The organism is Mesorhizobium sp. M0518 (assembly GCF_040321125.1).
GTDB lineage: Bacteria > Pseudomonadota > Alphaproteobacteria > Rhizobiales > Rhizobiaceae > Mesorhizobium.
Genome location: NZ_JAMYQY010000022.1, coordinates 62406 through 89402, shown reverse-complemented (window position 1 = coordinate 89402; position 26997 = coordinate 62406). Strand labels below are relative to the sequence as shown.

At 62.1% G+C, this 26997-nt stretch carries 23 protein-coding genes; 16 read left to right on the top strand and 7 right to left on the bottom strand.

The window, feature by feature from the left end; all coding sequences use genetic code 11:
* Positions 1-91: 91 nt before the first annotated feature.
* The 8 genes from NKI66_RS26665 (at position 92) to NKI66_RS26630 (ending at position 8660) form a co-directional block, all read left to right on the top strand.
* A complete protein-coding gene (locus tag NKI66_RS26665; protein WP_127271535.1) occupies positions 92-1222 on the top strand; it encodes a branched-chain amino acid ABC transporter substrate-binding protein in 1131 nt (376 codons plus the stop codon).
* An 84-nt stretch (positions 1223-1306) separates the two neighbouring features.
* Complete coding sequence (locus tag NKI66_RS26660; RefSeq protein ID WP_352721134.1) at positions 1307-2401, top strand: ABC transporter ATP-binding protein; 1095 nt, start codon at positions 1307-1309, stop codon at positions 2399-2401.
* Positions 2398-3297: an ABC transporter permease gene (locus tag NKI66_RS26655; RefSeq protein WP_031212568.1), complete on the top strand. Its 900-nt coding sequence runs from the start codon at positions 2398-2400 to the stop codon at positions 3295-3297. Before NKI66_RS26660 ends, NKI66_RS26655 begins: the two co-directional genes overlap by 4 nt.
* Entirely contained in the window at positions 3294-4082 is a 789-nt protein-coding gene (locus NKI66_RS26650; protein WP_127292325.1) for an ABC transporter permease, read from the top strand. The genes NKI66_RS26655 and NKI66_RS26650 overlap by 4 nt, the downstream gene beginning before the upstream one ends.
* A 104-nt stretch (positions 4083-4186) precedes the next feature.
* Entirely contained in the window at positions 4187-5218 is a 1032-nt protein-coding gene (locus tag NKI66_RS26645; protein WP_023809436.1) for an extracellular solute-binding protein, read from the top strand.
* A 56-nt stretch (positions 5219-5274) separates the two neighbouring features.
* A complete protein-coding gene (locus NKI66_RS26640; protein WP_352753523.1) occupies positions 5275-6885 on the top strand; it encodes a GMC family oxidoreductase in 1611 nt (536 codons plus the stop codon).
* 81 nt (positions 6886-6966) lie between these two features.
* A complete protein-coding gene (locus NKI66_RS26635) occupies positions 6967-7356 on the top strand; it encodes a hypothetical protein (protein ID WP_155930552.1) in 390 nt (129 codons plus the stop codon).
* A gap of 176 nt (positions 7357-7532) precedes the next feature.
* Entirely contained in the window at positions 7533-8660 is a 1128-nt protein-coding gene (locus NKI66_RS26630) for an NAD(P)/FAD-dependent oxidoreductase (RefSeq protein WP_128303908.1), read from the top strand.
* Here the strand turns inward: NKI66_RS26630 and NKI66_RS26625 are convergent.
* The 6 genes from NKI66_RS26625 to NKI66_RS26600 all read right to left on the bottom strand — a co-directional run bounded on the left by NKI66_RS26625 (position 8650) and on the right by NKI66_RS26600 (position 15054).
* Positions 8650-9471, bottom strand: coding sequence for a carbohydrate ABC transporter permease (locus NKI66_RS26625; protein ID WP_352721141.1), 822 nt, complete (start codon positions 9469-9471; stop codon positions 8650-8652). The genes NKI66_RS26630 and NKI66_RS26625 overlap by 11 nt on opposite strands.
* 2 nt (positions 9472-9473) lie before the next feature.
* Complete coding sequence (locus tag NKI66_RS26620) at positions 9474-10340, bottom strand: carbohydrate ABC transporter permease (RefSeq protein ID WP_352721143.1); 867 nt, start codon at positions 10338-10340, stop codon at positions 9474-9476.
* Positions 10341-10396: 56 nt separating this feature from the next.
* Entirely contained in the window at positions 10397-11692 is a 1296-nt protein-coding gene (locus tag NKI66_RS26615) for an ABC transporter substrate-binding protein (protein WP_245273091.1), read from the bottom strand.
* Between the two features lie 82 nt (positions 11693-11774).
* On the bottom strand, positions 11775-13343 hold the full coding sequence (locus NKI66_RS26610) for a putative N-acetylmannosamine-6-phosphate 2-epimerase (RefSeq protein ID WP_031212571.1): 1569 nt from the start codon (positions 13341-13343) through the stop codon (positions 11775-11777).
* A 46-nt stretch (positions 13344-13389) separates the two neighbouring features.
* Positions 13390-14139 carry a GntR family transcriptional regulator gene (locus tag NKI66_RS26605; protein ID WP_023809444.1) on the bottom strand — a complete coding sequence of 250 codons (750 nt, stop codon included), beginning with the start codon at positions 14137-14139 and terminating at the stop codon, positions 13390-13392.
* Between the two features lie 129 nt (positions 14140-14268).
* Positions 14269-15054 carry an IclR family transcriptional regulator gene (locus NKI66_RS26600; RefSeq protein WP_352753520.1) on the bottom strand — a complete coding sequence of 262 codons (786 nt, stop codon included), beginning with the start codon at positions 15052-15054 and terminating at the stop codon, positions 14269-14271.
* A gap of 129 nt (positions 15055-15183) precedes the next feature.
* Between NKI66_RS26600 and NKI66_RS26595 the strand changes: the two genes are divergently transcribed.
* The 8 genes from NKI66_RS26595 (at position 15184) to NKI66_RS26560 (ending at position 25366) form a co-directional block, all read left to right on the top strand.
* The gene (locus NKI66_RS26595; RefSeq protein ID WP_050592648.1) at positions 15184-16251 is read left to right on the top strand and encodes a succinylglutamate desuccinylase/aspartoacylase family protein; all 1068 of its coding nucleotides are present in this window, start codon (positions 15184-15186) and stop codon (positions 16249-16251) included.
* Positions 16241-17179: a threonine ammonia-lyase gene (locus tag NKI66_RS26590; RefSeq protein ID WP_023809447.1), complete on the top strand. Its 939-nt coding sequence runs from the start codon at positions 16241-16243 to the stop codon at positions 17177-17179. Before NKI66_RS26595 ends, NKI66_RS26590 begins: the two co-directional genes overlap by 11 nt.
* A 159-nt stretch (positions 17180-17338) precedes the next feature.
* A complete protein-coding gene (locus NKI66_RS26585; protein WP_023809448.1) occupies positions 17339-18358 on the top strand; it encodes a sugar ABC transporter substrate-binding protein in 1020 nt (339 codons plus the stop codon).
* Between the two features lie 116 nt (positions 18359-18474).
* Positions 18475-21018, top strand: coding sequence for an ATP-binding cassette domain-containing protein (locus tag NKI66_RS26580; protein ID WP_352551557.1), 2544 nt, complete (start codon positions 18475-18477; stop codon positions 21016-21018).
* A gap of 11 nt (positions 21019-21029) precedes the next feature.
* The gene (locus NKI66_RS26575) at positions 21030-22052 is read left to right on the top strand and encodes a Gfo/Idh/MocA family protein (protein WP_023809450.1); all 1023 of its coding nucleotides are present in this window, start codon (positions 21030-21032) and stop codon (positions 22050-22052) included.
* 10 nt (positions 22053-22062) lie between these two features.
* The gene (locus NKI66_RS26570) at positions 22063-23037 is read left to right on the top strand and encodes an ABC transporter permease (RefSeq protein WP_023809451.1); all 975 of its coding nucleotides are present in this window, start codon (positions 22063-22065) and stop codon (positions 23035-23037) included.
* A complete protein-coding gene (locus tag NKI66_RS26565; protein WP_352753518.1) occupies positions 23034-23840 on the top strand; it encodes a creatininase family protein in 807 nt (268 codons plus the stop codon). The genes NKI66_RS26570 and NKI66_RS26565 overlap by 4 nt, the downstream gene beginning before the upstream one ends.
* Positions 23840-25366, top strand: coding sequence for an aldehyde dehydrogenase family protein (locus NKI66_RS26560; RefSeq protein WP_031212579.1), 1527 nt, complete (start codon positions 23840-23842; stop codon positions 25364-25366). Before NKI66_RS26565 ends, NKI66_RS26560 begins: the two co-directional genes overlap by 1 nt.
* A gap of 67 nt (positions 25367-25433) precedes the next feature.
* Here the strand turns inward: NKI66_RS26560 and NKI66_RS26555 are convergent, their stop codons facing one another.
* On the bottom strand, positions 25434-26996 hold the full coding sequence (locus NKI66_RS26555; RefSeq protein WP_352753515.1) for a GMC family oxidoreductase: 1563 nt from the start codon (positions 26994-26996) through the stop codon (positions 25434-25436).
* Between the last annotated feature and the right edge of the window lies 1 nt (position 26997).

The window sequence follows — 26997 nt, the reverse complement described above, 5'->3', positions numbered from 1 at the left end:
GAATACGCGCCCGTACACTGATGATCAGCCGACGATCACGATCGGCCGGGTCGCTACGACGGCGGCAGATAATTCTGTTTGAGGTGGAACCATGCAAAACAGGCGCAGTGCGCTTATCCGCGTATCGTCAATTCTGGCCGGCTCTCTGTTTGCCATCGCCCTGGGCGCCGCCCAGGCGCAGGCCGACCAGATCAAGCTCGGCTTCATCGGGCCGCTCTCCGGCGGCAACGCCCAGCAGGGCCTCGGCGCCCGCAACGGCTTCCTGCTCGCCATCGAGCAGGCCAATGCCAGCGGCTATCCGCACCAGGTGGAAGGCGTCGTGCTCGATGACGCCTCCGATCCGGCCGTCGGCGTTTCGGCGGCGCAGAAGCTGGTCAACGATCCCGCGGTGGTCGCGGCAACGGGGCATTGGAACAGCTCGGTCGCGCTGGCGACGATCCCGGTCTTCAACCGCTCGCAGATGCCGTTCATCGTCTGGGGCGCGGTCAGCCCGAAGATCACCGAACAGAACTTCCCGAACGTGACCCGCGTGACGCCGACGCTGGTCAACGAGAACAAGCCGCTGGCCGAAGCCATCGCCAAGCAAGGCAAGATCAAGAAGATCGCCATCATCTCCGACACGACCGACTACGGTGCGGCCAACACCAAATGGTTCGGCGATTTCTTCAAGGCGGCCGGCGGCGAGGTCGTTTCTTCGGATGCCGCGGCTGTCGGCACGACCGATTTCCGCGCTATGCTGACTACCGCGAAGGCAGCGTCGCCCGACGCGGTCTATTTCGGCGGCGTCGTCACCGAAGCAGCGCTGGTGCGCAGCCAGATGGCCGACCTCGGCATGGGCAATCTGCCGATGTACGGAATTTCAGGCATCTACGACCCGAAATTCATCGAGATCGCGGGAGCTGCAGCCGAGGGCACCATCGCCGGAACTCCGGCCGTCCAGTCGAACCCCAAGCTCGAGGAATTCAACAAGGCCTATGAAACCAAGGCTTATCCCGATCCTGCCGGCTCCTATGCGAAATATGCCTACGAGGCGACGCAGATCCTGCTTCAGGTCATCAAGGAAAAAGGCCTCGACGACAAGGAAGCGCTGAGCAAGGCCATTCGTGACATCCACCACGACGGCATTCTGGGAGACGTCTCGTTCGATGCCAACGGACAGACCAACATGGCCATCGACATCGACATGTTCGTCGTTCGCAGCGGCAAATGGGAGAAGATGTAACTACCTGATCGACGCCGCCCGTTCTCGTGGCGCGGCGTCGATCACCGCCGAGCTCGCAAAAAGTCCTGACCGGAGCGCCTGACCATGAATGACGAGGCCGGCAACGGCGCACCTCGAAAGGCCGTCGAGATCAAGGGCGTCTCCAAGGTGTTCGGCACCTATCAGGCGCTGAAGCCTGTTTCCTTCGACATCTACGACAACGAGTTCTTCACGCTGCTCGGCCCGAGCGGCTGCGGCAAGACCACCCTGCTGCGCATGATCGCCGGTTTCGAGCGGCCGACGGCGGGGCAGATTTTCCTGCACGGCTCGGACATACAGGGACTTCCCCCTCATAAGCGGCGGGTCAACACCGTCTTCCAGAGCTACGCCCTGTTTCCGCATATGAGCGTCGAACAGAACATCGGCTTCGGGCTCGAAAACCTCGGCTGGTCAAAGGACCGCCGCGATACGCGCGTCGCCGATATGCTTCGTCTCGTCCATATGGAGGCCTTTGCCGGGCGCAAGCCGCAGCAATTGTCGGGCGGCCAGCGCCAGCGCGTCGCGCTCGCCCGCGCTCTGGCGCCGGAACCGGAAGTGCTGCTGCTCGACGAACCGCTCTCGGCACTCGACCTGAAGCTGCGCCAGGCCATGCGCGACGAACTGCGCATCCTGCAGCGCAAGACCGGCATCACCTTCGTCTTCGTCACCCACGACCAGGAAGAAGCGCTCGACATGTCGGATCGCATCTGCGTTCTCGGCGATGGCGAGATCCAGCAGCTTGGCACACCCGCGGCGATCTACGAGGAGCCGTCGAACCGCTTCGTCGCCGATTTCATCGGCGAGACCAACTTCCTCGATGCTGACGTGATTGCCGTGGACGGCGAGCAGGCAACCGTGAAAACGCAGCTCGGCATGACCTTGACGGCCTCTCACAAGAAAGCGGTCGCCGGGCAGAAGGCCTTCATCTCGATACGTCCGGAGAAAATCAGCCTGCCCGCCCAGGACAACCCGATCGCTATCGACGGCACGATCATGAGCACCAACTATCTCGGCGGCTACACATACTATCTGATTGAAGCGGGCGGCACCAAGCTGCGCATCTCCAAGCGCAACAGCGTCAGCCGCGGCCAGATGTTCGAAATCGGGCAATCGGTAAAAGTTGGCTTTGCCGCCGAATCCGTGCGGATCCTCGGCGCATGAAGGCACCCACAAAAACTCCTGACTGGAATGTCCTCGGCCTGCTGCCGGCCCATCTCATCATGCTGCTGACGCTGATCATCCCGATCGGTATCATCATCGTGGTGTCGTTCTCGACGCGCGGACCTTACGGCGGGTTCGAATATGTGTTCACCACCGCGCCCTACAAGCAGCTGCTGTTCAACGAAGGCTGGACCGGCGAGCTGGAGTTCAATCCGCAATATCTCATCGTCGTTGCCAGGACGCTGGTCCTGTCGGCCGTGACAACATCGATCTGCCTGCTTCTGAGCTTCCCGGTCGCCTATTTCATCGCGCTGCAGCGGCCGGCGATCAAAGTGCTGCTGATCTATCTCGTCACGCTGCCATTCTGGGTTTCAATGATCGTGCGCGTCTATTCCTGGATCATCATCCTTGGCAAGGATGGTGTCGTCGAAAAGACCCTTCGCGGTCTCGGCCTCGTCGACAACATGGACTCGCTGCTGTTCGGCAACACCGCCATGCTGCTCGGTCTCGTCTACAGCTACATTCCGCTGATGATCCTGCCGATCTTCGCCTCGATCGAAAAGCTCGATCCTGCGCTCATCGAGGCGTCGCATGATCTCTATGGCAACCGCCTCACCACATTGCGCCGCGTTATCCTACCCCTCACCCGGCCCGGCATGATCGCCGGCGCGATCCTGGTGTTCGTTCCAAGCCTCGGCGCGGTCCTGGAGCCGACCCTGCTCGGCGGCGGCAAGACCATGATGATGGGCAATCTCATCCAGCTGCAGTTCGGTGGCGCCCGCAACTGGCCGCTCGGCGCCGCCATCGCCATCGTGCTGATGGCCGCGGTCATGGTCTTCCTGATTTTCCAGGGTCTGCGCTCGATGCGCACCGAAGGCCTGGAGCGTGCGGCATGAACGCGGACGATGATGTCAGGCGCTATCCGGGCTTCGGTCTCTTCAGCGCGATCTTCTTCGCCTATCTCTATTTGCCCATCGCCGTCGTGGTGTTCTACTCTTTCAATGCGAACCGGATCGTCTCCAATTGGGGCGGCTTCTCATTGCACTGGTACGCCACCGCTTTGTCCAACGCGAACCTGATGACGGCGGTGAAGACCTCCCTGCTCGTTGCCGCGGTCGCCACAGTCGCCTCGACGCTTGTCGCGTTGATGGCGGCATTGGTGCTGGTGCGCGGCCGCGATGTCCGGTTCCGCCGGATTTCCGAAGCGGTGGTGAACCTGCCGCTGCTCCTGCCCGAAATCGTCGTTGCTGTCGCCGTCCTGATCCTCTTCTCCGAGATCGGGCTCGCCAACGGAATGGTGAAGCTGATGATCGCCCACACCACCTTCTGCATCCCGTTCGCCTTCCTGCCGATACGCGCCCGCCTGCAGGGAATGGACTTCGATCTGGAGGAAGCCGCCCGCGATCTCTATGCAACCGGTTGGGTCGCCTTTCGTCGCGTCACGCTGCCGCTCATCCTGCCGGGTGTGTTCGCCGGCGCCATGCTCGCCTTCGTCATCTCGATGGATGATTTCATCACCAGCAACCTGTTGAATTCCGGTGGCGCCACCACGCTGCCGGTCTACATTTTTTCCCTGATCAAGCAGGGCGTGTCGCCGCAGCTCAACGCAATCTCGACCTTGATCATGATTGTTTCGGTAGTGCTGGCGACCGTGGCCTTCCTGCTTCAGCGACGGCAGTAGCAGCGGCGTAGTTTTTCCTAATCAAGGCGTCGGGCAAATCGAATTTATCGAACCCGACGGTTTGTTATCGTCGCCCTTGGGAGAACAACAAACAGGGGAATGACATGACGACTAAAATTGCAGCGCTCGCCATGGCCGGTGCCATGAGCCTCGCCTTTAGCGTGCCCGCTCTCGCCGAGGGCAGCCTGGCCATCTACGCATGGGCGGATTCCATCTCGCCCGAGATGGTCACGAAATTCGAGAAGGAAACCGGCATAAAGGTCACGGTCGACGCCTTCTCATCCAACGAGGACCTGCTGACCAAGCTGCAGGCCGGCTCGTCGGGCTACGACATCGTCACGCCTTCGCAGCACTTCGTGAAGATCATGATCGATAGTGGGCTGCTCGAGGATTTCGGCGCCAGCTCGATGGCGGCCTACAGCCAAGTCCTGCCGGACTGGCAGAAACCGTGGTGGGATGCGACAGGCAATCATTCGATCCCGCTCGCCTTCGGCAATGCCGGCTACACCGTTAACCGCGACCTCTACAAAGGCCCGGTCGACAGCTGGAAGACCTATTTCGAGCCACCGGCGGAGCTGCGCGGCAAGATCGCCAGCCTGGCGCAGCCCGACGAAGTCATACCGGCAGCGGAAAACTATCTCGGCATCAAATATTGCAGCGAAGACCCGCAGGAGATGAAGCGCGTGCTCGACCTCTTGCTGGCGCAGAAGCCATTCGTGGCGGCCTATTCCAGCGACAACATCGAAAACCGCATCGGCAGCGGCGAGGTTGCCGCCCATTTCTGGTGGGACGGCAACACCATGAGGCTTCGCCGCAACGACAAGGCCAATGTCGAATACGCGATGCCGAAAGAAGGTCTGGTCGGCTGGCTGGATTCCTATGTCGTGCCGAAGGGCGCGGCCAATATCGAGAACGCCAAGAAGTTCATCGATTTCATGACCCAGATCGACAACGCGACGGCGCAGTACAATTATTACGGCCACTCTTCGCCGGTGAAGATCGACGAGAGCAAGGCGCTCTACAACAAGGAGAACGCTCCGGAGCTGTTCCCGACCGTTCCCGTCAAGATGGGCCAGGCCTGCTCGCCGGCGGCGCAGGAACTCGTCACCAAGGTCTGGACGCAGCTTCTGCAATGAGCCGCTCAGCCGGGGCGCGCGCCGCCCCGGCATCTCCATTCTCAAAGGGGCTGGCCATGCAGACCGAAAATCTTGACTACGACTACATCGTCATCGGCGCAGGCTCGGCCGGTTGCGTCCTTGCCAATCGCCTGAGCGCCAACCCGTCCCACAAAGTGTGCCTGATCGAAGCCGGCGGCAGCGACAGCGGCCTGCGGGTCAAGGTGCCTGCCGGCATCCTCTCGCTCTACGGCAATCCGAACTATGACTACTGCTATGTCGGCGTGCCTCAGCCCAACCTCAAGGGCCGCAGGATTCCGGTCAATCGCGGCAAGGCATTGGGCGGCTCCAGTTCGATCAACTCGATGGTCTACATCAGGGGCGCCGCGCAGGACTATGACGAGTGGTCGCGACTCGGCTGCGCAGGCTGGGCATTCAGCGACGTGCTTCCCGTCTTCAAGAAGCTCGAGCGCAACCTGCTTGGCCAAGACCCGCACTACCACGGTACAGGCGGGGAACTGCTGGTCGACAAGCCGCGCGATCCGAATGTGCTGTCGTCGATGTTCGTCAAGGCCGGCAACAATGCCGGTCTTCCGGCCAACAGCGACTTCAATGCCGAAAGCCAGTTCGGCCTCGGCATCTACAATGTCACCCAGGATCGCGGCCAGCGCTTCAGCAGTTTCACCGCCTTCATGCGCCCGGTGCTCGATCGCAAGAATCTCACAATCCTCAGCGAATGCGAAGTGATCGACCTCGATATAGCCCAGGGGCGCGCGACAGGGGTACGGGTGCGGCACAAGGGCGAGCAGAAGACGCTGTCGGCCCGCCGCGAAATCGTGCTTTCGGCCGGGGCCATCAATTCACCGAAGATCCTGCTGGCGTCCGGCATCGGCGCAGCCGCCGAGTTGCAGGCGATCGGCATAAAGCCGGTTGTCGATCTGCCGGGCGTGGGCAAGAACCTTCAGGACCATATCGACGGCATGATCACGGTCCGCTCCTCGAGCACGAAGACGCTCGGCCTGTCGCTGCCCAACTTGCCCCGCGTGCTGGCTGCGCCTTTCCGGTACTTTGCCGGCCGCAAGGGCATGCTCACCACCAACTATGTCGAAGCCGGCGGCTTTGCCCGGACGAAGTATGCGATCGGCACTCCCGACATCCAGTTCCACTTCGTGCCCGGCTATCGCAGCCATCGCGGCAGGCTGGTGGAGTACGGCCATGGCTACGCAATCCACACCTGCGTGCTCAGGCCCAAAAGCGTCGGCGAACTCAAACTGTCAGGCCAGGCATCGAAGCGGGATGTGCTGATCGATCATCGCTTCTTCTCGAACGACGAGGATGCCAGGGTGTTGGTCGAAGGCATCAAGATCGCGCGTCAAATCTTTGCCGCATCCGAGTTCGACCCGATCAGGGGGACGGAGATGCTGCCGGGCAAGGATGTTCGCAGCGATGACGAGATCCTCGCCTATTTGCGTGCCGAAGCGCTCACCGTCTATCATCCGGTGGGGACGTGCAAGATGGGGACCGACGCGATGGCCGTCGTCGACCCGGCAACGCTCAAGGTGCGCGGCATCGGTGGCTTGCGGGTCGCGGATGCGTCCGTGATGCCGAAGCTGATCGGCGGCAACACCAATGCCCCCAGCATGATGATCGGGCAGCGGGCAGCGGAGATGATCCTGGGCCGGGGATAATTTCTGTAGCGCAACTCCAGGAAAGGCGTACAGCGGCCTTCCTTCAGTAGCCGCGCAAAAACAATAAGTTGGAGCGGTTCAGTGAATCAAACATTGAACCGCTACCTTTTGCAGCTGGGCTGCGGCGGGCACGCGCCATCGAATTCAAGCGGCTTGATCGTCCCGCTCATCCGCCTCGCCGTTGATCTCGCGCAGCAGCCTTTCGATGTCGGCCTTCGCGAACCGCTGGCGAAACCGACGGTCGAAGGTCGTGAAGATGCCGACGAAGGAGTTGGCGCAGTGCTCCAGCATCGTATCCGCCTCCTGCGCGGAGATGCCGAGTTGCCCTTGCAGAAAGACGATGAACTTTCGCCGCGCGTCTGGGTTCTGAAGCACGACCTTGGCAGGGCCGCCGAGATCGCGGTTGGCATCAATGCAACGGGACGCAAACAAATTGCGCTGCGTGCGCCACACAACGCAAGTTTGAATTGAACCCAGCAGCCGATGAACGGCATCGGTCTGGACATCTCGTTCTATTTGCTCGGCGGTGGAGTGACATGTCATGCTTGTGGTGACATCTCATGCTGGCGGCGCCTTCGGTGGGTCCGCAATTCTGGTGAGGCCTGCTTGCACGTCCTGCATTGTTCCCTAGGGTCTGGCGACTGACGATGGAGGTCCCCGACGAGAAAGTCGATTGCATCGTCATCGGCGCCGGCGTCGTCGGCCTGGCGATTGCGCGGCAGCTGGCGCTCGATGGACGCGAAGTTCTTGTCGTGGAGGCCGAGGACAGCCCCGGGCTGGGCACGTCGAGCCGCAACAGCGAGGTCATCCATGCCGGCATCTACTATCCGAAGGGCAGCCTGAAAGCGCAGCTATGCGTCGAAGGAAAGAACGCGCTTTACCGCTATTGCGAAGCGCGCGGGATTCCGCACAAACGCATCGGCAAGCTGATCGTCGCCGCCAGCGACGCGGAATTGCCGATTCTGGAGGGGATCCGGACCAAGGCTGCGGACAATGGTGTTGCGGACCTGGAGATGCTCAGCCGCTCGGATGTGGAACGCCTTGAGCCTGAACTGGACGTTGCCGGCGCGCTTTTGTCCCCAAGCACGGGGATCGTCGACAGCCGCGCGCTGATGCTGGGGCTACAGGGCGATGCCGAGAATGCCGGTGCCACCTTTGCGTTTCGCGCGCCGGTTCTCGGCGGGAGCGTCGACGAAACGGGCTGCGAGCTCCAGTTTGGCGGCGATATGGAAGGCTATAGGATCGCCGCAAATCTGGTCATCAATGCGGCCGGATTGTCAGCCCATCTCGTTGCCCGAAGCCTCGCGGGCGGGCATGGCGGCAAAATCCCAGATGTCACCTACGTCAAAGGCAATTATTTTGCGCTTGGACGCCGCCCGTCCTTCAACCATCTTGTTTATCCGGTTCCGGAACCAGGCGGCCTCGGAGTTCACCTGACGCTGGATATGGGCGGATCGGTTCGTTTCGGGCCGGACGTCGAGCCCGTCGATGAGGTCGGCTACGCGGTCGACCCAACTCGGGCCACGCCATTTTACGCGGCCATCCGACGCTATTGGCCGGGGCTGAGGGACGGGGAACTGGAGCCGAGCTATTGCGGGCTGCGGCCTAAAACGAACGGGTTGCAGTTCGGCGATTTCGACATTCTGGCAGATTCGTCCGGACGGCTGATCAGTCTTTTCGGAATCGAGTCACCTGGCCTGACAAGTGCGCTCGCCCTGTCGGATAGGGTTGTCCAACTAGTCAGAACGACGAACTCGTCTTGCCTTAGCCTTTGACCGCTCCAGCGGTCATGGATCCTGATATCTGCCGATACATCACAAGACCCAGCAAGGCCGGCGGCAAGGCGCCCAGCATCATGACCGCGGAAGCGGTTCCCCATTTTACGCCGCCGCCGCTTGCGGCGAAAAAAAACGATGCGCCGACCGTCATCGGGACGGCACGGCTGGTTGTCAGCATGAGGCCGAAGAGGAACTCGTTCCAGGCAGTGATGAAGCCGAAAATGAAGGTTGTGACGAGCGCCGGTCGGATGACGGGCCGGACGATCATCATCATCACCTGCAAGGAACTTGCGCCATCGACTTTCGCCGCCTCGTCGAGTTCGACCGGTACATCTGAAATCGCGTTCACCAGGATGACGAGCGCAAGCGGCGCGTTGACGATGGTCAGGATGAGCCCGAGCCCGATCCGCGTATCGAGCAGGCCCAGCCACTGGTACATCATGTAAAGCGGGATCGCGAAGATGATCAGCGGCACGGCGCGAAGGTTGATGACGATCGGCAGGACCAAGCGCTTTCCCGCCTCGCTACGCGCGATCGCATAGGCAGCCGGGAACGCGAGCGCGATCGCAAGGCCGGTTCCAATCAGCGCCGCCACGGTGCTGTTCAGCAGATAGGCATAGATGTTGAAGCGGCTGGTCTGCGTCAGGACCTCCAGATAGTTTTCGAGCGTCGGCTGGCTGATCCACAAACCGGGGTTCGTCGAAAGCTCGCGCTGGCTTTTGAGCGATGTGATCAGCGTCACGATAATGGGGAAATTCATCGCCAGCACGGCGATGGCAAAAACGATCCAGCGCAGTGCCCTGACCATCGTCAAAGCTTCCTGCGGCCGGCAAGCCGGTTAAGGCCGTGGAGAACGATGAACGAAGCCAGGAACAGCACAACCGAGGCGGCGACCGCCTTGCCGATAGCCCCTTCCTTGAAGAAAGCCTGATAGATGTAGATCGACAAGGACGTCGTTGAACCGCCAGCGCCACTGCCGGTCAGTGCGTAGACATTGTCGAACACCCTGAAACCGTCGATGAAACGGATGAAAAACGCGATGACCAGCGTCGGCTTCATCAACGGCAGGTCGATCCAGCGGACGATCTCAAACTGTGATGCGCCATCGAGCGAGGAGGCTTCGCGCACGTCGAGCGGTATGGCCGAATAGGCCATGTAGAAGAGCAGGAAGGCGAAAGGCGTCCATTGCAGCGTCTCCACGACGACAAGGGTGCGGAAGGCATTGTCGATGTCGAGGAAGGCCGGGCTGTCGCCGAACCATTCGAAGAGATAGTAGGGGACGGGGCCCGCGAATTCATGCAGCACCAGCCGGTACATGAGACCGACCATGGCCGGCGCGACCATCAGCGGCAGCATCAACGGCGCCATCAGGACTGGACGCTTGCTCAGAAGCGGCGCCAGGAAGATGGCAAGGAAAAGGCCGATCAGACATTCCGCCGATGCGGTAAGAATACCGAAGCGCAGAGAGAACCAGGCCGAGCTCCAGAATTCGCGGTCGTTCAACACCGCGACATAGTTACCGAAACCGCTCAACACCGGACTGCGCAACGTCTCGAATGTGACGGTCGAAACGGAATAGATCAGATTGACGATCGCCGGAAAGCCGAGAAACAGAAGCAGGAAGCCGACCAGCGGCGTCAGATACTTCCTGCCTTCGGCACGTGTCACAAGGGCCATGTCGATCCGCCAAACGCGCCGGATACCGGGCCTCGGCCCGGCGTCCGGCCAATAATTTATTTCTTCAGAAGGTCCTGCATGCCCGCCTTGGTGTGGGCGAGCGCATCCTCGAGGCTCTGCTGGCCGGACCAGTAGCCGGTGAACTCCTTTGCCTGCAGCTCATAAACCGGGAGCGCACTCGCGGACGTCGCTCCGGTCATGACATAGCCGTACTTGCTGGCGAATTCGCCGAGCTTGACGAGGTCGGGACGTTCCTTCGCAACCTTGCCGACGACATCGGGAGACAATGCCGGCGAACCGCCGCTGCGCGCATAGAGCAAGGCCGCATCCTCGGTGGCGAGCCACTTCAGGAACTTGACGGCGCCTTCCTTGTTCTTGGCGTTCTTGTTGAGGCCCAAACCAAGGCCGTGGATATGATCGGCGCGTCCGTCGGGACCTGCCGGCGGCGCGATGATCCCGGTCACCTCGGCGACGGCCGGGGATTTTTCGGTGCTGGTCAGATCCGCCGCCGCGGCGTTCCACTGGAGCGCTGTCGCGGCCTGGCCGGATGCGAAGGCCGCGTTGGTTTCCGCATATTCGTAGCTCAGCGAATCCTTGGGCGACGACCCGGCATCATAGAGCTTCTTGTAGAGCTCGAGGCCTGTCCTGTAGGCATCGGAATCCACCGTGACATTGCCGTCCTTGTCCATCCAGTCGCCGCCGTAGGAGCGCGGCAGCGACTGGAAGACCATCATGTTGAACAGCAGGTTCTTCATCTGCAGGACCGTGCCGTAGCGCACCGGGCTGTCGGGGTTCACCCGCTTGGTGAAATAGAGGGCGGTGGCCCCCCAGTCGTCCCAGGTCCAGCTGTCCGGGTCTTTCGGCTGCAGCGGCTTGCCGAGATACTTCTGGGCGATTTCACCATAGGTCTTCCTGGCGGCGTCATCCCTGATCAAGGCGTCGATGAGATCCTTACGGTAGTACATGAAGTGCAACGAAAGGTCTGTCGGCACGCCGTATTGCTTGCCGTCGAACTGCATCGTCTTGAGAACGGATTCGCCGAAAACCTTGGCCGCGTCCGCGCCAAGATCGATCGGCTCCATATAGGGCGCGTAGCGACCGAGCGAGTAGGTGGCGACGAGGTTCACGTCGAAGGCACTGGATCCGGCCGCCATGTCGGCCTGCAGCTTGTCGTAAAAGCCTTCGCGGTTGAAGAACAGCAACTCCACCTTGTCGGCATCACTGGCCTGCGTGTTGTAGGTTTCCACGGTTGCCCGCAGTGCGGTTTCCTCGGAGCCGCCAGGCCAGCCGAGCACGGTCACGGTTGCGTTGGCAGAGGTCGGCAAAGCCGTCCCCGCAAGGAGGGTGGCCATAAGCGCAAAAGACGTCCTGCTCAATTTCATGATCGTTCCCTTCTTTTTTGATGATTTTTGCATGACATGATCGGGCGCGCCGTTACCTTGCCCATTCGGCAAGATCGGCAACACCGATGACGCCGGCGTGGCCTCCGAGCTTCGCCGCTACGAGATCGGGGGAAAGGCGCGGCGGGACCTCGCTCAGATGTGCGCGCACCCGGTCGAGATAGCCTTCTGCAAGACCGATGCTGCCGCCGATGACGATCAATTTGGGATCGAACATCATCTGAATGTCCCGGCACAGCGTCGCGACCCGCGAGGCGCTCTGCGAGACGATGGCGCCGGCCCAGGCCTCGCCCTTCAGCGCACGCCTGAACACATCGACGGCATCGGCCTTGAAGCCGGCCTTGAGGGCTTGCGAAGCGATCCAGCGGCCGGAGGTGCCGTCCTCGAGCGGAGCCCGGTCTTCAGACAGACTACGGATCAGACCGAAGTGACCGGCAAGACCGGACAGCAATCGGCCGTTGCAAACGATGCCGCCGCCAATTCCGGTCGAGATGGTTAGAAAGACGATGTCGCGACCTTGCCCGGCGCCGAATTTGTATTCGCCCCAGGCAGCTGCCTGGGCATCGTTGACCGCACAGACCGGCTTGCCGAAAACAGAGGACGCCCTTTCGACCAGCGGGTAGCCGTCGGGAATGCCGAGGGTTGCCGGATTCAACGCCGACCAGCGTCCATCCTCTACCAATCCGGTCACCGCAATGCCGATACGACTGAAGCGGCTCGACCAGGCCGACGTGCTTTGCGCCAAGGATGCAAGCCAGGCGTCGGGTCCAGCCTCTCGCGCGGTCGGCACGATCATGTCCTCGATCACCTTGCCGCCGCTGACCAGCGCGGCCATGGTCTTGGTTCCCCCGATGTCGATGCCCAGAACGGTTGGGCCCAGGACACTTGTGCCAAGGGCGGTTTGCGCGCCCCTCGCCACATAGGCGTCGGAAAGCGCCTGATGGAACCATGAGGTGACGTGCTCGGTACGGGTGATCGCCGAGCCGACAACCACGGCACAGGCGCCGGCGCGCGCGGCGGCAGCCGCCTGCTCAGGCGACCGGATACGCCCTTCAGCAATGACGTAGGGGGTCAGGGTTCGCATTTGAGCAATGAGGGCGATGTCCGGATCCTCCGGCTCCGGCCCACCGACATAGCCGGAAAGCGTCGTGCCGACGAAATCGACACCCGCGGCAAGGGCCCGGCGCGCATCGTCAAGGCAAGAGCAATCGGCCATGGTCAGCTTGTTCCTGGCCTTGACGGCTTTCACAAGCGCTTCGACAGGAACGGGACGGACACGGTCCGTCGCATCGAAAGCGATGATATCGGCGCCCGCCTCTGCCAAGGCCTCGATATCGGCCAGATAGGGTGTGATGCGCACCGGGCTGTCGGTGAGATCCCGCTTGACGATACCGATGATCGGCACGCGGACGGCCAGGCGTGCGGCCGCGACATAGAACACGGATTCGATGCGCAGGGCCTTGGCTCCGGCTTCAACAGCGGCCCTGGCAAAGCCTGTCACGAATTGCGCACTATCCATCGGGCCGCCGGGAACCGGCTGGCAGGACACGATGAGACTGTTGGTGATGTCTTCCCGCTGCACGTCGGCACTCCCTGTCGCCATCACGATAAATGGAAAATACCAGATTACAACCAGTTCATAACTGGTATTATCTTTGCAGCTCGAAGACGAAATCGTAGACGTCGCCCTTGTATCGTGTCTCGCAGTATTCGACGATTTGTCCGTCGGCGAGAAAGCAGCGGCGCTCGGTCATCAGCAGCGGTGCGCCCGGCTCGCAATGAAGATGTTTCGCATCCTCCAGCGACGCGCCGCGCGAGCGCATGCGCTGGACTGCCCTCTGAGGCAGGAAGCCGCGTGCATCAAGCGCTTCATAAAGGGAATCCTGAACCATCTCGGGCGAAGGAAGGAAGCGAACCGGCACGGCCGAGACCTCGACGGCGATCGGCGCGCCATCGGCCGTCCTCACACGACGCATGCGAACTACATTGGTATTGCCTGCAATACCCAAGGCCATCATTTCGGCTGGGGATGGGCGGCTTATCTGCTTGGAAAGCCATAGACATCCAGGCTTCAGGCCGCGCGCCAGAATGTCCTCCGAAAAGCTCGTCAGCGTCGAAAGCGATTTCTCGACCCGCGACCCGATCTCGGTTTTGGAACCGTGCCGGCGATTGAGCTGCCCTTCCTCTTCGAGCAGCGCCAGGGCCTTTCTCACAGTGACTCGCGAGATCGACAGGGCTTCCGCCAGAACCCGCTCGCCTGGCAGAACCGCGCCGGCCTTCAATGCATTGGAGCGGATCGCTGCCTCGATCGCCGATTTCAACCGCCTGTAAAGCGGCACATCGGACGCTGTCGCTTCCATTTCCCGACTGACAAGCCCGATCAGGTTCACGGTTGTCATTGCCTTTCCTCCGCGCGAGAAGCACCCTGGATCGGAACATTCCTGACTGGACCTATACTGGTATTACCAATCCGGTGCAAACGGCCAGCGGACGGTGCTTCGTCCGCGCCCCCGGCCCACCACGATCCCTCAGCGAACCCGCGGTGACAACTTCATGGAGATGCGATCGCAGGCCGCGCGCAGGACCTCCAGAGTAAAGGCATGGCGGCTTTCACGCGTATGGCGATTGATATAGGCGACGATAATGGAGGCGACGGCGCTGCCGTCCGGTCCGATGACCGGACAGCAGATATCGGTGATGCCGACGAAGTCGCGGCTTTCGCGCATCCAGCAGCCGTCCGCGCGGATGATCCGAAGCTGCTTTTCCAGCGCGTCACGATCCAGCGGCGCCGGGGAGTGCGCCTCACTTTCATCGATCATCCGCGCCGCGACCTTTGGCGGCTGGAAGGCAAGTATCACATGGCCGGAGGTCGCGTCGGTGGCCAGACGACCGTATCCAAGGCGAAGCGTGAACGCCATGTCCTCGCCCCCGGGAACGGCCGCGGTTACGACGGTCAAGCCGTGATTGAAGACGACCAGGTGCGGCGACTGATTTGAGTCCCCGGCAATCTGCGTCAGTTCGGGCATGGCGGCGGACATGAGATCCTGAGCGCTCGGCGTGTGCAGCCCCAGCTTGAAAAGCTTGTCGGTCAACGAATAGGCGTCGGTCTCGGCGTTGCGCTCGATATATTGACGCTCCTGGAGCGCGATCAGCATCCGGAAAATCTCATTCTTCGAACGGCCGAGGCCTTCCGCGATCTCCTTCATCGTCAAGGGCGCCCGCGCCTCCGCCAGCAGCTCCAGGACATCGAGGCCCTTGGTCAGCGCCGGGGCCGAATAGGTCGGTTTGCCACTCTCTTTTGCGTCATCTGCCATTCGAAGAATCCCCGGTGGTCCGCGCACGATAGAGATAAGAAATCGGAATTGCCATTGGTTTTATATCCAAACTTGACACCATATATAAAACTGACATGATGGCCGGACAATGAATTCGAGGCCGACCCGATGACCGTACCGAGACCTGCAAACACTGTGCGCGCAACCATCGCTCCCCGGAACAACAGTGTTTACACGTCGGTCGATTTCGATCGCGAGGGCAAGCAGATCGGCTTCTTCCATGTGCCCCAATCGCCGCACGACGATGCCTGGGGCACGGTCCGCGTTCCGCTCGCCGTCATCAAGAACGGAGACGGTCCGACGGTCCTGATCGAGGGCGGCAACCACGGCGATGAATATGAGGGGCCGATCGCGCTCGGCGAGCTTCTGCGCGAGATCGATTCACGGGATATTGCCGGTCGCATCATTGCGATTCCGGCCATCAACATTCGGGCTGTCGAGGCCGGCACCCGCACCTCCCCGGTCGACGGGTTGAATTTCAACCGCAGTTTCCCGGGCGATTTCAACGGCACGCTGACAAGCCAGATCGCGGCCTATGTGCATGACATCCTGTTTCCGAAGGCCGACTACTTCCTGGATCTCCATTCCGGCGGTTCGTCCCTGATGATCTTGCCGAGCGCAATCATTGAGCCATCCCCGACCGCGCAAGGGCATCGCAAGAACATCAGGGCGACGCTCGCCTTCGGGGCGCCGACCGTTGTCATGGTCGACAATCTCGGTGAAACCCGGACTTCGACCGCGTCCGCCAACCACCAAGGGCTGATCGTTATCGGCAGTGAGATGGCCGGCGGCGGCCTTGTCAGTCCGGATGCGCTGGCCATCTGCCGCAGGGGCATCCGCAATGTGCTGAAACATGCAGGCGTCCTGAAAGGCGCGCCTGACATCGCCCCTGGCGCCAACGCGCGCGTGCTCAAGGTGCCCGGAAGCGAAGGCTATCTGCTTTCCGAGGAGGACGGTGTCTTCGAGCCCTTGAGCCCGCTCGGCAGTGCCGTCAGCAAAGGCGACCTTGCCGGACGCATTCACTTCCTCCACACGCCGTCACGCGCGCCCATCGATCTCCTTCACCCCATCGACGGCATCGTTTTCGCCAAGCGTCAGCCCGGCCGCGTGCGTCCGGGGAATTGCTGCTTCGTGCTTGCCAACGAATATCCGGAGGCACTGACCGATGAGCCATGAGGACATCATTGCGGCTGCCCGGCGCATTGCCCCCTTCATACGGCGCACCCCGGTCGTCAAGCTCGACCATGCCACGGGCGCAAACCTTCAAAATGATGTCTATCTGAAACTGGAATGCCTCCAGGTAAGCGGCTCCTTCAAGATTCGGGGCGCCACGAACCGGGTTAAAACGCTCGAGCCAAGCCGGATCGAAAACGGACTGATCGCCGCATCCGGTGGCAATCACGGCCTGGCCACCGCCTATGTGGCTGCCCAGGCCGGCGTTCCCGCCACCATTTACCTGCCGAACAATGCAAGCCCGCTGAAGGCGGAAAAGCTGCGCAAATGGGGCGCTGACGTTCGCTTCGCAGGCAATGTCTGGGATGAAGCGCATGAGGCGGCATCGGCCGAGGCAAAGGCGCGCGGCGCCTTCTACATGCATCCATTCGCCGATGCGCAGATCGTGTCCGGTCAGGGAACCGTGGCGCTGGAGATGGTCGAACAGATTCCCGATGCCGACATCTATATCGTCGCGATCGGCGGTGGCGGCCTTATCAGTGGCATGTCCGAAGTCCTGAAGCACGTCAAACCTGAAGCCAGGATCATCGGTGTCGAGCCGACCGGTTCACCGACCCTTCACGCCTCCCTGGCTGCCGGCCGTGTCGTTCGCTTGCCCGAGATAACGACGAAGGTGGCGACCATGGCCTGCGGCCGCACGGATGAAAGCATCTACGCGATCGTCGCCAAGCACGTCGACGATATCGTCCTTGTCGAGGATGCGGACATGCAGAAGGCCGCTGAATTACTCTGGTTCGAATTCGGCATTGCCGCCGACCTCAGTGGGGCGGCATCGCTGGCCGCGTTGACGAGCGGAGCTTTCAAGCCACCGCGCGGCGCCCGCATCGCCGGGCTTGTCTGCGGCGCCGGTGTCGAAGGCCTGAATGGCTGAGGTTGAACAAGGTCGGTCCACGCAGGACGCGGCCCTGACATGGATACGGCACGAGTGCCGCGGAATACCGCCGGAATGCCTGTCGCTGGGACGGTCGTCGTGCGGGACATGAAAAAGAGGCGAAGAATCGCCCTGTCGCAACAAGAGGAGAACTGAAACATGCGCCTTTCCTTAAAAGCATCCATTGCTCTGCTCGCACTCGCCACCGCGACGCCCTCGCTTGCCGCGGAAAAGGTTCTTGGGCTTGCGGCAATCGACCTGCAGAATTCCTTCTTTGTCCGCATGAAGGAAGCGGGCGACGTGGCTGCCGCCGACTATGGGGTGAAATCCACCTGGCAGAGCGCCGAGGGCAGCCTGGAAAAACAGGTCAGCATCATCGAGAATTTCATCAATCAGGGCGTCAGCGCGATCCTGATCGATCCGATCGACAAGAACGCGGTCATTCCGGTCATCCAGAAAGCCACCGCCGCCGGTATTCCGGTGATCACCATGGGCAACAAGGTCGAGGCCGGCTCGAACTACTCGACGCTCTATCCGGACTACGACAACATGTCGATGGTTGCCCGCGCGCTCGGCAAGTCGCTTGGCGGCAAGGGCGAAGTCGCCCTGCTCGTCGGTTCGCGTGGCAACTTCGTGTCCGACACGCGCGAAAAAGGCTTTGTCGAAACCCTGAAAAAGGAGTTTCCGGACATCAAGGTAGTCGGCATCGAGCCGACAGGCTGGGACGCAGCCAAGGCAACCAATGCCGCCCAGACCTGGCTCACCACCTATCCGGATCTGAAGGCCATCGGCTGCATCTCCGACAGCCTTTGCCTGGCCGCCGATTCCGTTGCCAGCTCGATGGGAACCCAGCTGCTCTACGGCGGCTATGACGGCGACGCCGAGATGAAGCCGCTGATCGACGACGGCAAGATGGTGATGGACGTGCTGACCGGCGCCTACCGTGTCGGCTACTGGAACATCGCCGTTGCCGCTCGCCTGGCCAACGGCGAAAAGCTGCCGCAGGATCTCTACATGCCGACCTATTTCGTGACCTCGGATGCGACGGCGGCGAAGCTCAAGGCGGATGGCCTCACCTTCGAATACATCAATACCGACAAGGAGGCGGTGGAAGCCAAGAACTATACCGAGCAACTCGGTCCCAAGGTTCCGGCGACCGCCATGACCCTGGCAAAGTAACAGCCTAAAGCGGCTCAAGCGCCGGATGACATATCATCCGGCGTCCCCTTTTCCTGACGATCGCCGTCGCCGCTTCCGTGGTGACCGCGCATGATGCTCGACAAGAGGACCAACCCATGTTCCAGTCCTGGACCTCTCCGTTACTGCGGCGCAACGAACCGGTTCTCATCGCGGTGCTGCTGGTCGCCATCGCCGTCTTCGGCTGGATCGATCCGCGTTTTCTGTCGACCGGCAATCTTGTCAGCATCGCGCAGCAGAGTGCGGTCATCGCCCTCATCTCTTTTGCCATGACGGCCGTGATCATCGCGCGCGGCATTGATATTTCCGTCGGCAGCAACCTTGCCTGTTCCGGCATCGCCGCGGGCCTTGCCTACACGGCAACCGGCTCGGCGAGCTTGAGCCTTCTCGCCGCGATCGGTGGCGGTGCCGCAATCGGTCTGCTCAATGGAGCGCTGATCGGCTTTGCCGGCATCTCTCCATTCATCGCAACGCTCGCCACCATGGCGTTTGCGCGCGGCCTGGCGCTCAGTCTCTCAGGCGCATCCAGTATCGCGGTCGCCGATCCGGTCCTGCTTTTCGCGGGACGCGAGACGATCGGCCTCCTGCCGGTCTCCGTCATCATCGCCGCCATCTGCCTAGGCCTCTGGTGGTTCGTGCTCAATCGCACGGTGTACGGGCGCTGGATCTATGCGGTCGGCGGCAATGCGGGAGCAGCGCGGGCCTCACTGGTTCCCGTCGACCTCGTGCGCATCTCCGTCTACCTGATTGCCGGCGCAACGGCCGGGCTCGGCGCGATACTCACCATCGGCCGCCTTGGTTCGGCACAGCCGCTTGCCGGCACCGGCCTCGAATTTACAGCCATCACAGCCGCCATCATCGGCGGCACGAAACTGTCCGGCGGCCAGGGCTCCATCTGGGGAACGGCGATCGGGGCGCTGCTGCTGGGCGTCATCAACACCGGCCTGTCCTTCCTGCAGGTACCACAGATCCTGATCTACTTCGTGACCGCGAGCCTCATTCTGGTGGCCGTTCTCACCAGCCAGCCGGAGAGTGTCGCCGCCCTGTTCAAAACCAGTGGCCGCAAGTCCACCCCGTCGCCCCGCAACACCGCCGCAACACCGGTCGGCAAACACAGCATCGCCTTGCGCGGGCTTGGCAAGTCTTTTCCGGGCGTCAAGGCACTCGACGGTGTCAGCTTTGCCGTCTCGGCCGGCGAGGTGGTAGGACTTGCCGGCGAGAACGGGGCCGGAAAATCGACGCTGGTGAAGTGCATTTCCGGTCTGCATCGTCCGGACGAGGGTGAGATCGTCATCGACGGCAACGCCGTCCAGTTCCACTCCCCCAGCGACGCCAAGGGCATCAGCGTCATCCATCAGCATTTCAGCCTTTCGCCGGACCTGACGGTGGCGGAGAATCTCTTCATCGGCCGCGAACCGCATACCCGCCTGGGATTTCTCGACCGGGCCCGGATGCGGCGCGATGCGAAATCCATCATGGACGAGCTGTCGCTCGATATCGACATTGGCGCGGAGCTGCGAACGCTTTCCGTCGGGCACCGGCAGATGGTGGAAATTGCCCGTGCCGTTCTGTCCGATGCCTGGTTCTTCATCATGGACGAGCCGACCAGCGCGCTCTCCAACCGCGAGCGCGACCAGCTCTACGACCTGATCGACAGGCTGAGAGCTCGCGGCGCCGGCATCCTCTACATCTCGCACAAGATGGAAGAGATCTTCAGCCAGTGCGACCGCGTCGTCGTTCTGCGTGACGGACGGTTCATCGGCGAGCGCCAGACCCGCCAGACCAACGAGGCCGAGATCGTCTCCATGATGGTCGGGCGCGATGTCGGCGACATCTTCCCCTATCTCGAAGCGCAAGTCGGCGAAACCGCGATCGAGATCAGCAACATCTCCGATGGCAAGCTCTTGAAGTCGGCCACGCTCAGCGTGTGCAGGGGCGAAATCGTCGCGCTCGCCGGCCTGATGGGAAGCGGCCGCTCCGAGGTGCTCAGGCTGATTGCCGGCCTCGAGACCATGCATGGCGGCACGCTCAGAATTTTCGGCGGGCAGCAGACCGGCGGCGACACCAAGGCCGCCAATCGCGCCGGCATCGTCTACATACCCGAAGACCGGCATCTGGAAGGCTTCGTCGGCACGATGTCGATCAGGGACAATCTGTCCCTCGCCTGGATTCGCGATAACAGTCACTTCGGCCTGCTGAGACCTCGCCGCATCCTGGCACTCGCCCGCGATCTCATCGGCTCACTCGGCGTGCGGCCGGCCCAGCCCGACAAGATGACCATCGAGCTTTCGGGCGGCAATCAGCAGAAGGTCGTCATCGGCAAATGGCTTGCCACTAAGCCGAAGATCATCCTGCTCGACGAGCCGACACGCGGCGTCGACGTCGGCGCAAAATCCGAACTCCATCACCTAATCGCAAGATTGAAGGCCGAGGGCGCGGCGATCCTCATGGTGTCGAGCGAGTTGCCCGAGGTTCTCGGCGTTGCCGACCGCATCGTCGTCATGCGCGAAGGCCACTCTGTCGGCACGCTGGCTCGTGGGGCGACGGAAGAAGACGTGATGACGCTGGCCTTCGGTGATCGCACGATCACACCACAAGCTTGCGCACCCCGGCCAGCATCCAACCTTGCACCATGCCTGTAAGGAGAAACCCTTTGAGCAAGCTGAAAATCGCCATCGTCGGTGCCGGCTACATGGGTCTCCTGCATGCGCAGGTGGTTGCCGCGAGTCCTGTCGCCGAACTGTCGGCATTCGTTGATCCGAATGCTGCCACGGGGAGCAAGGCCGCGTCGGATTTCGGTGCCCGGTATTTCCGCGATGCCACCACCGCGCTGACCGCCAATGCCGCCGACGCCTATATCGTGGCGGCACCCGACACGCTGCATGAAGACGTCTGCCGCATTCTGCTCGATGCCGGCAAGCCGGTGCTGCTCGAAAAGCCGATGGCTCATGATCTGTCCCCTGCCAAGGCGATCGCGAAAGCAGCGGAGAGAAGCGGCGCACGCCTGTTGGTCGGCCACATCCTGCGGTTCGACCCTCGCTATTGCGAGGCCGCGGCAGCGGTAAGATCCGGGCGGATCGGCGAGCCGATCCACGGCAGCAGCGGCCGTTTCACCAGTCGCGAAGTCGGTCTTCGCATGAACGGAAATTCGAGCGTCTGCTTCTACCTCGGCGTGCATGACGTGGATGCGCTGCAATGGATCTCGGGTTCGGACATCATCGCCGTCTACTCCCGGCCCGTCGCCAAGCTCATGCCTTCGCTCGGAGTTAGATCCGAAGATGCGATCTTCTCCACCGTCGAGTTGTCGAACGGAATGAGCGGACAGCTCTATTTCGGCTGGACGCTGCCACCGACCGTTCCGACCGGCATCTGGGCACGCACGGAAATCATCGGCACCGAAGGCATGATCGACCTCGACGTGCGCGACCACGGTCTACGCATCCTGTCGCATGGACAGTGGTCGCAACCCGACGCCCTGCACTGGCCGACCGTCAATGGCCGTATCACCGGGGATCTCTTCGAGGAGGTCCACCATTTCATTTCGGCGGTTCGCGACGATACCCCTTTCGTGATGCCGGTTGGCGACGCCCTGCGCGCCGTCGCCCTCAATGATGCAATCCTGCGCAGCGTCAAATCAGGCCTGCGCGAACCGGTCGAAGACTGGCACATCCGATGAGAGAACCCTCATGACCCGCCAACAGAACATCTGGTGCAGGCGCTTTCTCGACCTCTCGCCGTTGATCCTGCTGGTCATCCTGCTGGCGATCTTCGCGCTCATCGACGCCCGCATCGTTTCAACCGCCAGCCTCATCAACATCGTCGCCCAGGCGACCCCGATCGCCATCCTGGCGCTTGGGGCTCTGATCGTTCTGCTGACGGCGGGCATCGACCTGTCCGCCGGCGTCGGCGTCGCCTTCTGCGCCGTCTTCATCGCCAGCCTGATCGACGGCGGCGCCGGCCTGCCGCTTGCCTTGCTCGTCGGCTTTGCCGTGATGGTGGTGATCGGCCTCGCGAACGGCGCCGTTATCGCACTGTTGAAGATACCGCCCTTCGTGACGACACTGGCCACAATGGTCGCGCTGCAGGGCGCAACGCTTGCCGTTGCCTCCAAAGGCGTCCTGATGCTGAAGGATCCGACGCTTCGCGCGGTCGGCATTGAGCGCAGCTTTGGCATTCCCAATGTCATCTTCGCAACGCTCCTGATCGTTGCCGTAGCAGCAATCCTGATGCGGCACAGCCGTTTCGGGCTGCGTACCTATGCGCTCGGGTCGGATGCCGGAGCCGCGGAACTTGCCGGCATCCCGGTGACGAAACACACGATCCTCGTCTATTGCGCCTCCAGCATCTTCGTCTTCCTGACGGCCGTGATCATGATCAGCCGGGTGCCTGTCGTGACGCCCAATATCGGCGGTACCTCGCTGCTTCTGGACGCGATCGCCGCTGCCGTGCTTGGAGGCACCAGTATCTTCGGCGGACGGGGAACGGTGTGGGGGGCGGTCGTCGGCGCCCTGATCGTCAGTCTGCTGACAACTGCGCTTCGGGTGTTCGGCACGGATCCTTCCAGCCTCGAACTCTACAAGGGTGCAATCATCATGGTCGCTCTCCTGGCCGATTCCGGCATGACTTACGCCAAGGCGCGGCTCGTCGAGGCAGCACGATGAGCGAGCCAGTTCCGGCCTTGCCGATCCCGCCCAGGTCCAGCTTTGCGCTGATGACCTCGCCGGATACGGAAAGACACGCGACAGCCGGCGTGCATAAACCCGTCGTCATTCTGCCGCTCGGGGCTGTCGAGCAACATGGCCCGCATCTGCCTCTCGGCGTCGATTGCTGGCTTGCGGAAGCAGTCGCTCTCGCCGCGGCGGAAGGACAGGCTTCCATGCGTGTCGCCGAACCTTTCGCCTATGGCTCGTCCGAGCATCATCGCTCCTTCTCCGGCACGATGAGCCTCAGTCCGCGGACCTTCATCGCCGTGCTCGTCGATCTCTGCACCTGCCTTGCCGAAGACGGCTTCCTGCCGGTCATGCTGAACGGCCATGGCGGAAACCGCGCCGCCATCCAGGTGGCGATCACCACCCTTGGCCAGCGTGGCATCGTCACCGCGGGTTTCTCGTATTTCGATCTCATCGCCGACGTGGCGGCGGAGGCCCTGCCCGATGCCGCCACGGGCACCGGTCACGCTTGCGCGCTTGAAACCTCGTTGATGATGCATGTGCTTGGCGACGGCGTTCGCCGCGATCTCATCCCACCAGGAGGCACCCCGCCATCCTGGCCGGATCCTCACCTTTACGCGGCGCCGGCCGTCACCGTCTGGCGCCGTTTCGAAGCCATCCGCGACAACGGCGTCATCGGCACGCCATCGCAGGCGAGCGCTTCGGCCGGCAGCAGACTTTTCATCGCAGCCGTGGAACGCAGCCGCGCCGCCATTTTGAACATCCAATCCGAATTCGGCCAAAGGAACGCATGATGACAGTCCATTTCAAATCTTCTCTCGAAGGCCCCAACCTGCGTGGCATGGCGATCGTCTCGGAGCCCGAAGCAGCCGCCCGAATCGGCATCAACCGCATCGGCGGCGAGTGGATTGCGGGCAGCTCGGGCAAATTCCTGAAAATCGACAGTCCTTCGACGGGCGAGCATCTCGGCTATCTCTCCCTTTCCACCCGCGCCGATGTCGGTCGCGCGGTGAAAGCCGCCGAAGGCGCACGCGAGACCATGCGCAAGATGGGAACCTTCGCGCGCGCTCAGCTGTGCATGCGCATCGCCGACGCGATCGACAGGCGCGCCGAGGAGCTTGCGCGCCTGCTTTGCCTGGAACAGGGCAAGCCCTTCCACAGCGAGGCAAAGGCCGAAGCGTCGGCGGCAGCTCTCGGTTTCCGCAATGCGGCAGAGCAAATGAAATGGCTGGAGACGGCGGCGTTTCCGCTTGCCGATGCCAACAAGCGCGCCTTCAGCTTCCTGCAGCCGAAGGGCGTCTTTGCCATCATCACACCCTGGAATTTCCCGCTCGCCCTGCCCTGCCTCTACTATCTCGGACCGGCCGTCGCAACGGGCAACACCGTCGTCTGGGTGCCCGCGCCGACGACGTCGCTGATTGCCACTGCACTTGTCGAATGCTTCATCGAGGCGGGCCTGCCGGACGGCGCCATCAATCTCGTTCTGGGTGACGGTGCGGAGGTGGGCGACGAGGCGGTCGTTCATCCGGGCACCCATGCCATCGGCTTCACCGGCAGTTCCGCCACCGGCGCGACGATCGCCCGGCGTGGCGCGGGCAAGCCGCTTCTGCTCGAAATGGGCGGCAACGGTCCGACCATCGTGCTGGCCGATGCCGATATCGACATGGCTGCCGCCCAGGTCGGGGCCGGCTGCTTTGCCAATGCCGGGCAGATCTGCACGGCCACCGAACGCGTGCTGGTGCATAAATCCGTCCATGACCGTTTCATCGAAGGTCTCGTGAAAGCGGCCGCGAAGGTGAAAATGGGCGACCCTTTCGATCCCGCGACGACGATGGGTCCGATCAACAATGCGGTGGCCGTCGACAAGGTGCTCAGCCACATCGCGGACGCCCGCGCGCGCGGCGCCGAGATCGTCACCGGCGGCAATGTGGCAGCGGGCTTTGCCACCAATCTCTATTTCGAGCCGTCGATCGTCACAGGACTGACCCGGGAAAGCCTGCTCAATGTCGAGGAATCCTTCGGGCCGATCGCACCCGTGTTGACCTTCGAGACCGACGGGGAGGCGATGGAACTTGCGGCGTCCAGCCCCTACGGCCTGTCGGCCGCAGTCTTCACCAGCACCATCAAGAACGCCTTTGCCTTTGCTGAAAGCCTGAAGGTCGGCATCGTCAACATCAACGAGATGAGCTGCTATTGGGAGCCGCATATTCCCGCCGGCGGCGCCGCCGGGACGCAGAGCGGCCTCGGTCGCACCGGTGGGCGGCACACGCTGATGGAAATGTGCGACCTGAAGACGATTACCGTGGATGTCACTCGCTGACATTCAAGGCCCGCGCCTTTTTGCGCGGGCCTGCCCTCGCGACCATATGCAGTTCGGCAGAGAGCTGTCAGGTGGACCGGCGCAGGCTGTCGGCCATTTTCTCGCCAATCATGATCGAGGTGAGATTGGTGTTTGCCTGGCAATCGAGCGGCATGATCGACGCATCGATAACCCGCAATCCTTCCAAACCGTAGACCCGGCATTCCGGATCGACCACGGCCTCGCCGGGCCCCCCCATGCAACAGCCTCCGATCCCATGCTGCGCATCGGAAGACTGCGCCAGCAGGAAATTGTCGACCTCCTCGTCGCTTGCCGTTTCGAGCCATGACAAAGGCAGATCGGAATCCCCCAGCAGGACGCGCTCGGCGATCGCCTGGATCGGCGCCTGCCGGGCAATATCGCCAAGGTGGCGATAGGCGATACGCATGCGCTGGAGATCCATTGGATCGTCCAGCATGTTCTCTTCCACGATCGGCTGGTCGAAAGGGTTGGCGGAACGCAGTTGCACGGTGCCGCGGCTCTTGGCCTCCATCAGGATCAGATTGACCATGGCCTCGCCGAACTGGGCGCTGTCGGACTCCACGCCGATACCGCCATGGTTCATGGCGACGTAGAGAATGTCGTCGCGCTCGGCACCCGGCACGCCGGAACTCATCCGCACACAGCAGTTGGTATGCCGCGCGTCGACATCGGTCGCCTTGAATTCCGGCTTCAGCTTCAGTTCGATGCGGCAATAAGGATGGTCGAAGAAACCTTCGCCGACCGGCAGGTCGGCAAGCACCTCGATGTCCTTTCGTTTCAAGAGAGCCGCCGGACCGATGCCCGAGCGCTGCAGGATGGCCGGAGAGTGGATGGCGCCGGCCGAGACGATAACCAGCGGCGTCTCGAATTTGCGAACCTGACCGGCCACGATGGCCAAAACGCCGATCGCTTTCTTGCCATCGAAAAGCACCTTGTCCACCGTCGCCTGCCCGATGATGGTGAGGTTCGGCCGGTCGCGGGCAGCTTCCAGATAGCCGTCATTGACCGACACGCGCTTGCCGGCTCGACTGTTGATGGGATAGGTGCAAGCCCCTTCGGCATCCGGAGCATTGAGATCGTCATGCCAGGGATGGCCGAGAGCCATCGCGCTTTGGCGCATGGCCTTGTCGACGCTTCCCCAGCTTTCGACAGGCGCGCGGTAGATCGGAATCGGGCCGCCGCTGCCGTGAAAATTGGCCGCGATCGGGTCGTCCTCCAGGCGGCAGAAGAAGGGCAGCACATCCGCTCCCGACCAGCCCTTGCATCCGATTTGCTCCCAGCGGTCGAATGCATTGAGCACGCCGCGAATGGCAATCTGCCCATTGACGGCCGTCGAACCGCCAAGCCCCTTGCCGCGCCAGTAGACCCGATGCTCCTGCCGCTTGGTGCGGCGAGCCATCAGGTCGGGATACATGTATTGTTGCTGAAAATGATCGGGAAGCAGCAGGTTGAAGGGATTTGGGCTCGCCATCTCGGCAGGTTGCTCGCCGCTTCGGTAGTCCGGCCCCGCTTCCAGCAAAAGCACGGTCGTGGCCGCATCTTCGGTGAGCCGGGCGGCAAGAACAGCCCCGGCTGCGCCGGCTCCGACAACGATGACATCAAACGGCATG

Coding starts and splice junctions, on each gene's coding strand:
- NKI66_RS26665 (WP_127271535.1), top strand. CDS start 92: ATGCAAAACAGGCGCAGTGCGCTTATCCGCGTATCGTCAATTCTGGCC.
- NKI66_RS26660 (WP_352721134.1), top strand. CDS start 1,307: ATGAATGACGAGGCCGGCAACGGCGCACCTCGAAAGGCCGTCGAGATC.
- NKI66_RS26655 (WP_031212568.1), top strand. CDS start 2,398: ATGAAGGCACCCACAAAAACTCCTGACTGGAATGTCCTCGGCCTGCTG.
- NKI66_RS26650 (WP_127292325.1), top strand. CDS start 3,294: ATGAACGCGGACGATGATGTCAGGCGCTATCCGGGCTTCGGTCTCTTC.
- NKI66_RS26645 (WP_023809436.1), top strand. CDS start 4,187: ATGACGACTAAAATTGCAGCGCTCGCCATGGCCGGTGCCATGAGCCTC.
- NKI66_RS26640 (WP_352753523.1), top strand. CDS start 5,275: ATGCAGACCGAAAATCTTGACTACGACTACATCGTCATCGGCGCAGGC.
- NKI66_RS26630 (WP_128303908.1), top strand. CDS start 7,533: ATGGAGGTCCCCGACGAGAAAGTCGATTGCATCGTCATCGGCGCCGGC.
- NKI66_RS26625 (WP_352721141.1), bottom strand. CDS start 9,471: ATGGTCAGGGCACTGCGCTGGATCGTTTTTGCCATCGCCGTGCTGGCG.
- NKI66_RS26620 (WP_352721143.1), bottom strand. CDS start 10,340: ATGGCCCTTGTGACACGTGCCGAAGGCAGGAAGTATCTGACGCCGCTG.
- NKI66_RS26615 (WP_245273091.1), bottom strand. CDS start 11,692: ATGGCCACCCTCCTTGCGGGGACGGCTTTGCCGACCTCTGCCAACGCA.
- NKI66_RS26610 (WP_031212571.1), bottom strand. CDS start 13,343: ATGGCGACAGGGAGTGCCGACGTGCAGCGGGAAGACATCACCAACAGT.
- NKI66_RS26605 (WP_023809444.1), bottom strand. CDS start 14,139: ATGACAACCGTGAACCTGATCGGGCTTGTCAGTCGGGAAATGGAAGCG.
- NKI66_RS26600 (WP_352753520.1), bottom strand. CDS start 15,054: ATGGCAGATGACGCAAAAGAGAGTGGCAAACCGACCTATTCGGCCCCG.
- NKI66_RS26595 (WP_050592648.1), top strand. CDS start 15,184: ATGACCGTACCGAGACCTGCAAACACTGTGCGCGCAACCATCGCTCCC.
- NKI66_RS26590 (WP_023809447.1), top strand. CDS start 16,241: ATGAGCCATGAGGACATCATTGCGGCTGCCCGGCGCATTGCCCCCTTC.
- NKI66_RS26585 (WP_023809448.1), top strand. CDS start 17,339: ATGCGCCTTTCCTTAAAAGCATCCATTGCTCTGCTCGCACTCGCCACC.
- NKI66_RS26580 (WP_352551557.1), top strand. CDS start 18,475: ATGTTCCAGTCCTGGACCTCTCCGTTACTGCGGCGCAACGAACCGGTT.
- NKI66_RS26570 (WP_023809451.1), top strand. CDS start 22,063: ATGACCCGCCAACAGAACATCTGGTGCAGGCGCTTTCTCGACCTCTCG.
- NKI66_RS26565 (WP_352753518.1), top strand. CDS start 23,034: ATGAGCGAGCCAGTTCCGGCCTTGCCGATCCCGCCCAGGTCCAGCTTT.
- NKI66_RS26560 (WP_031212579.1), top strand. CDS start 23,840: ATGACAGTCCATTTCAAATCTTCTCTCGAAGGCCCCAACCTGCGTGGC.
- NKI66_RS26555 (WP_352753515.1), bottom strand. CDS start 26,996: ATGCCGTTTGATGTCATCGTTGTCGGAGCCGGCGCAGCCGGGGCTGTT.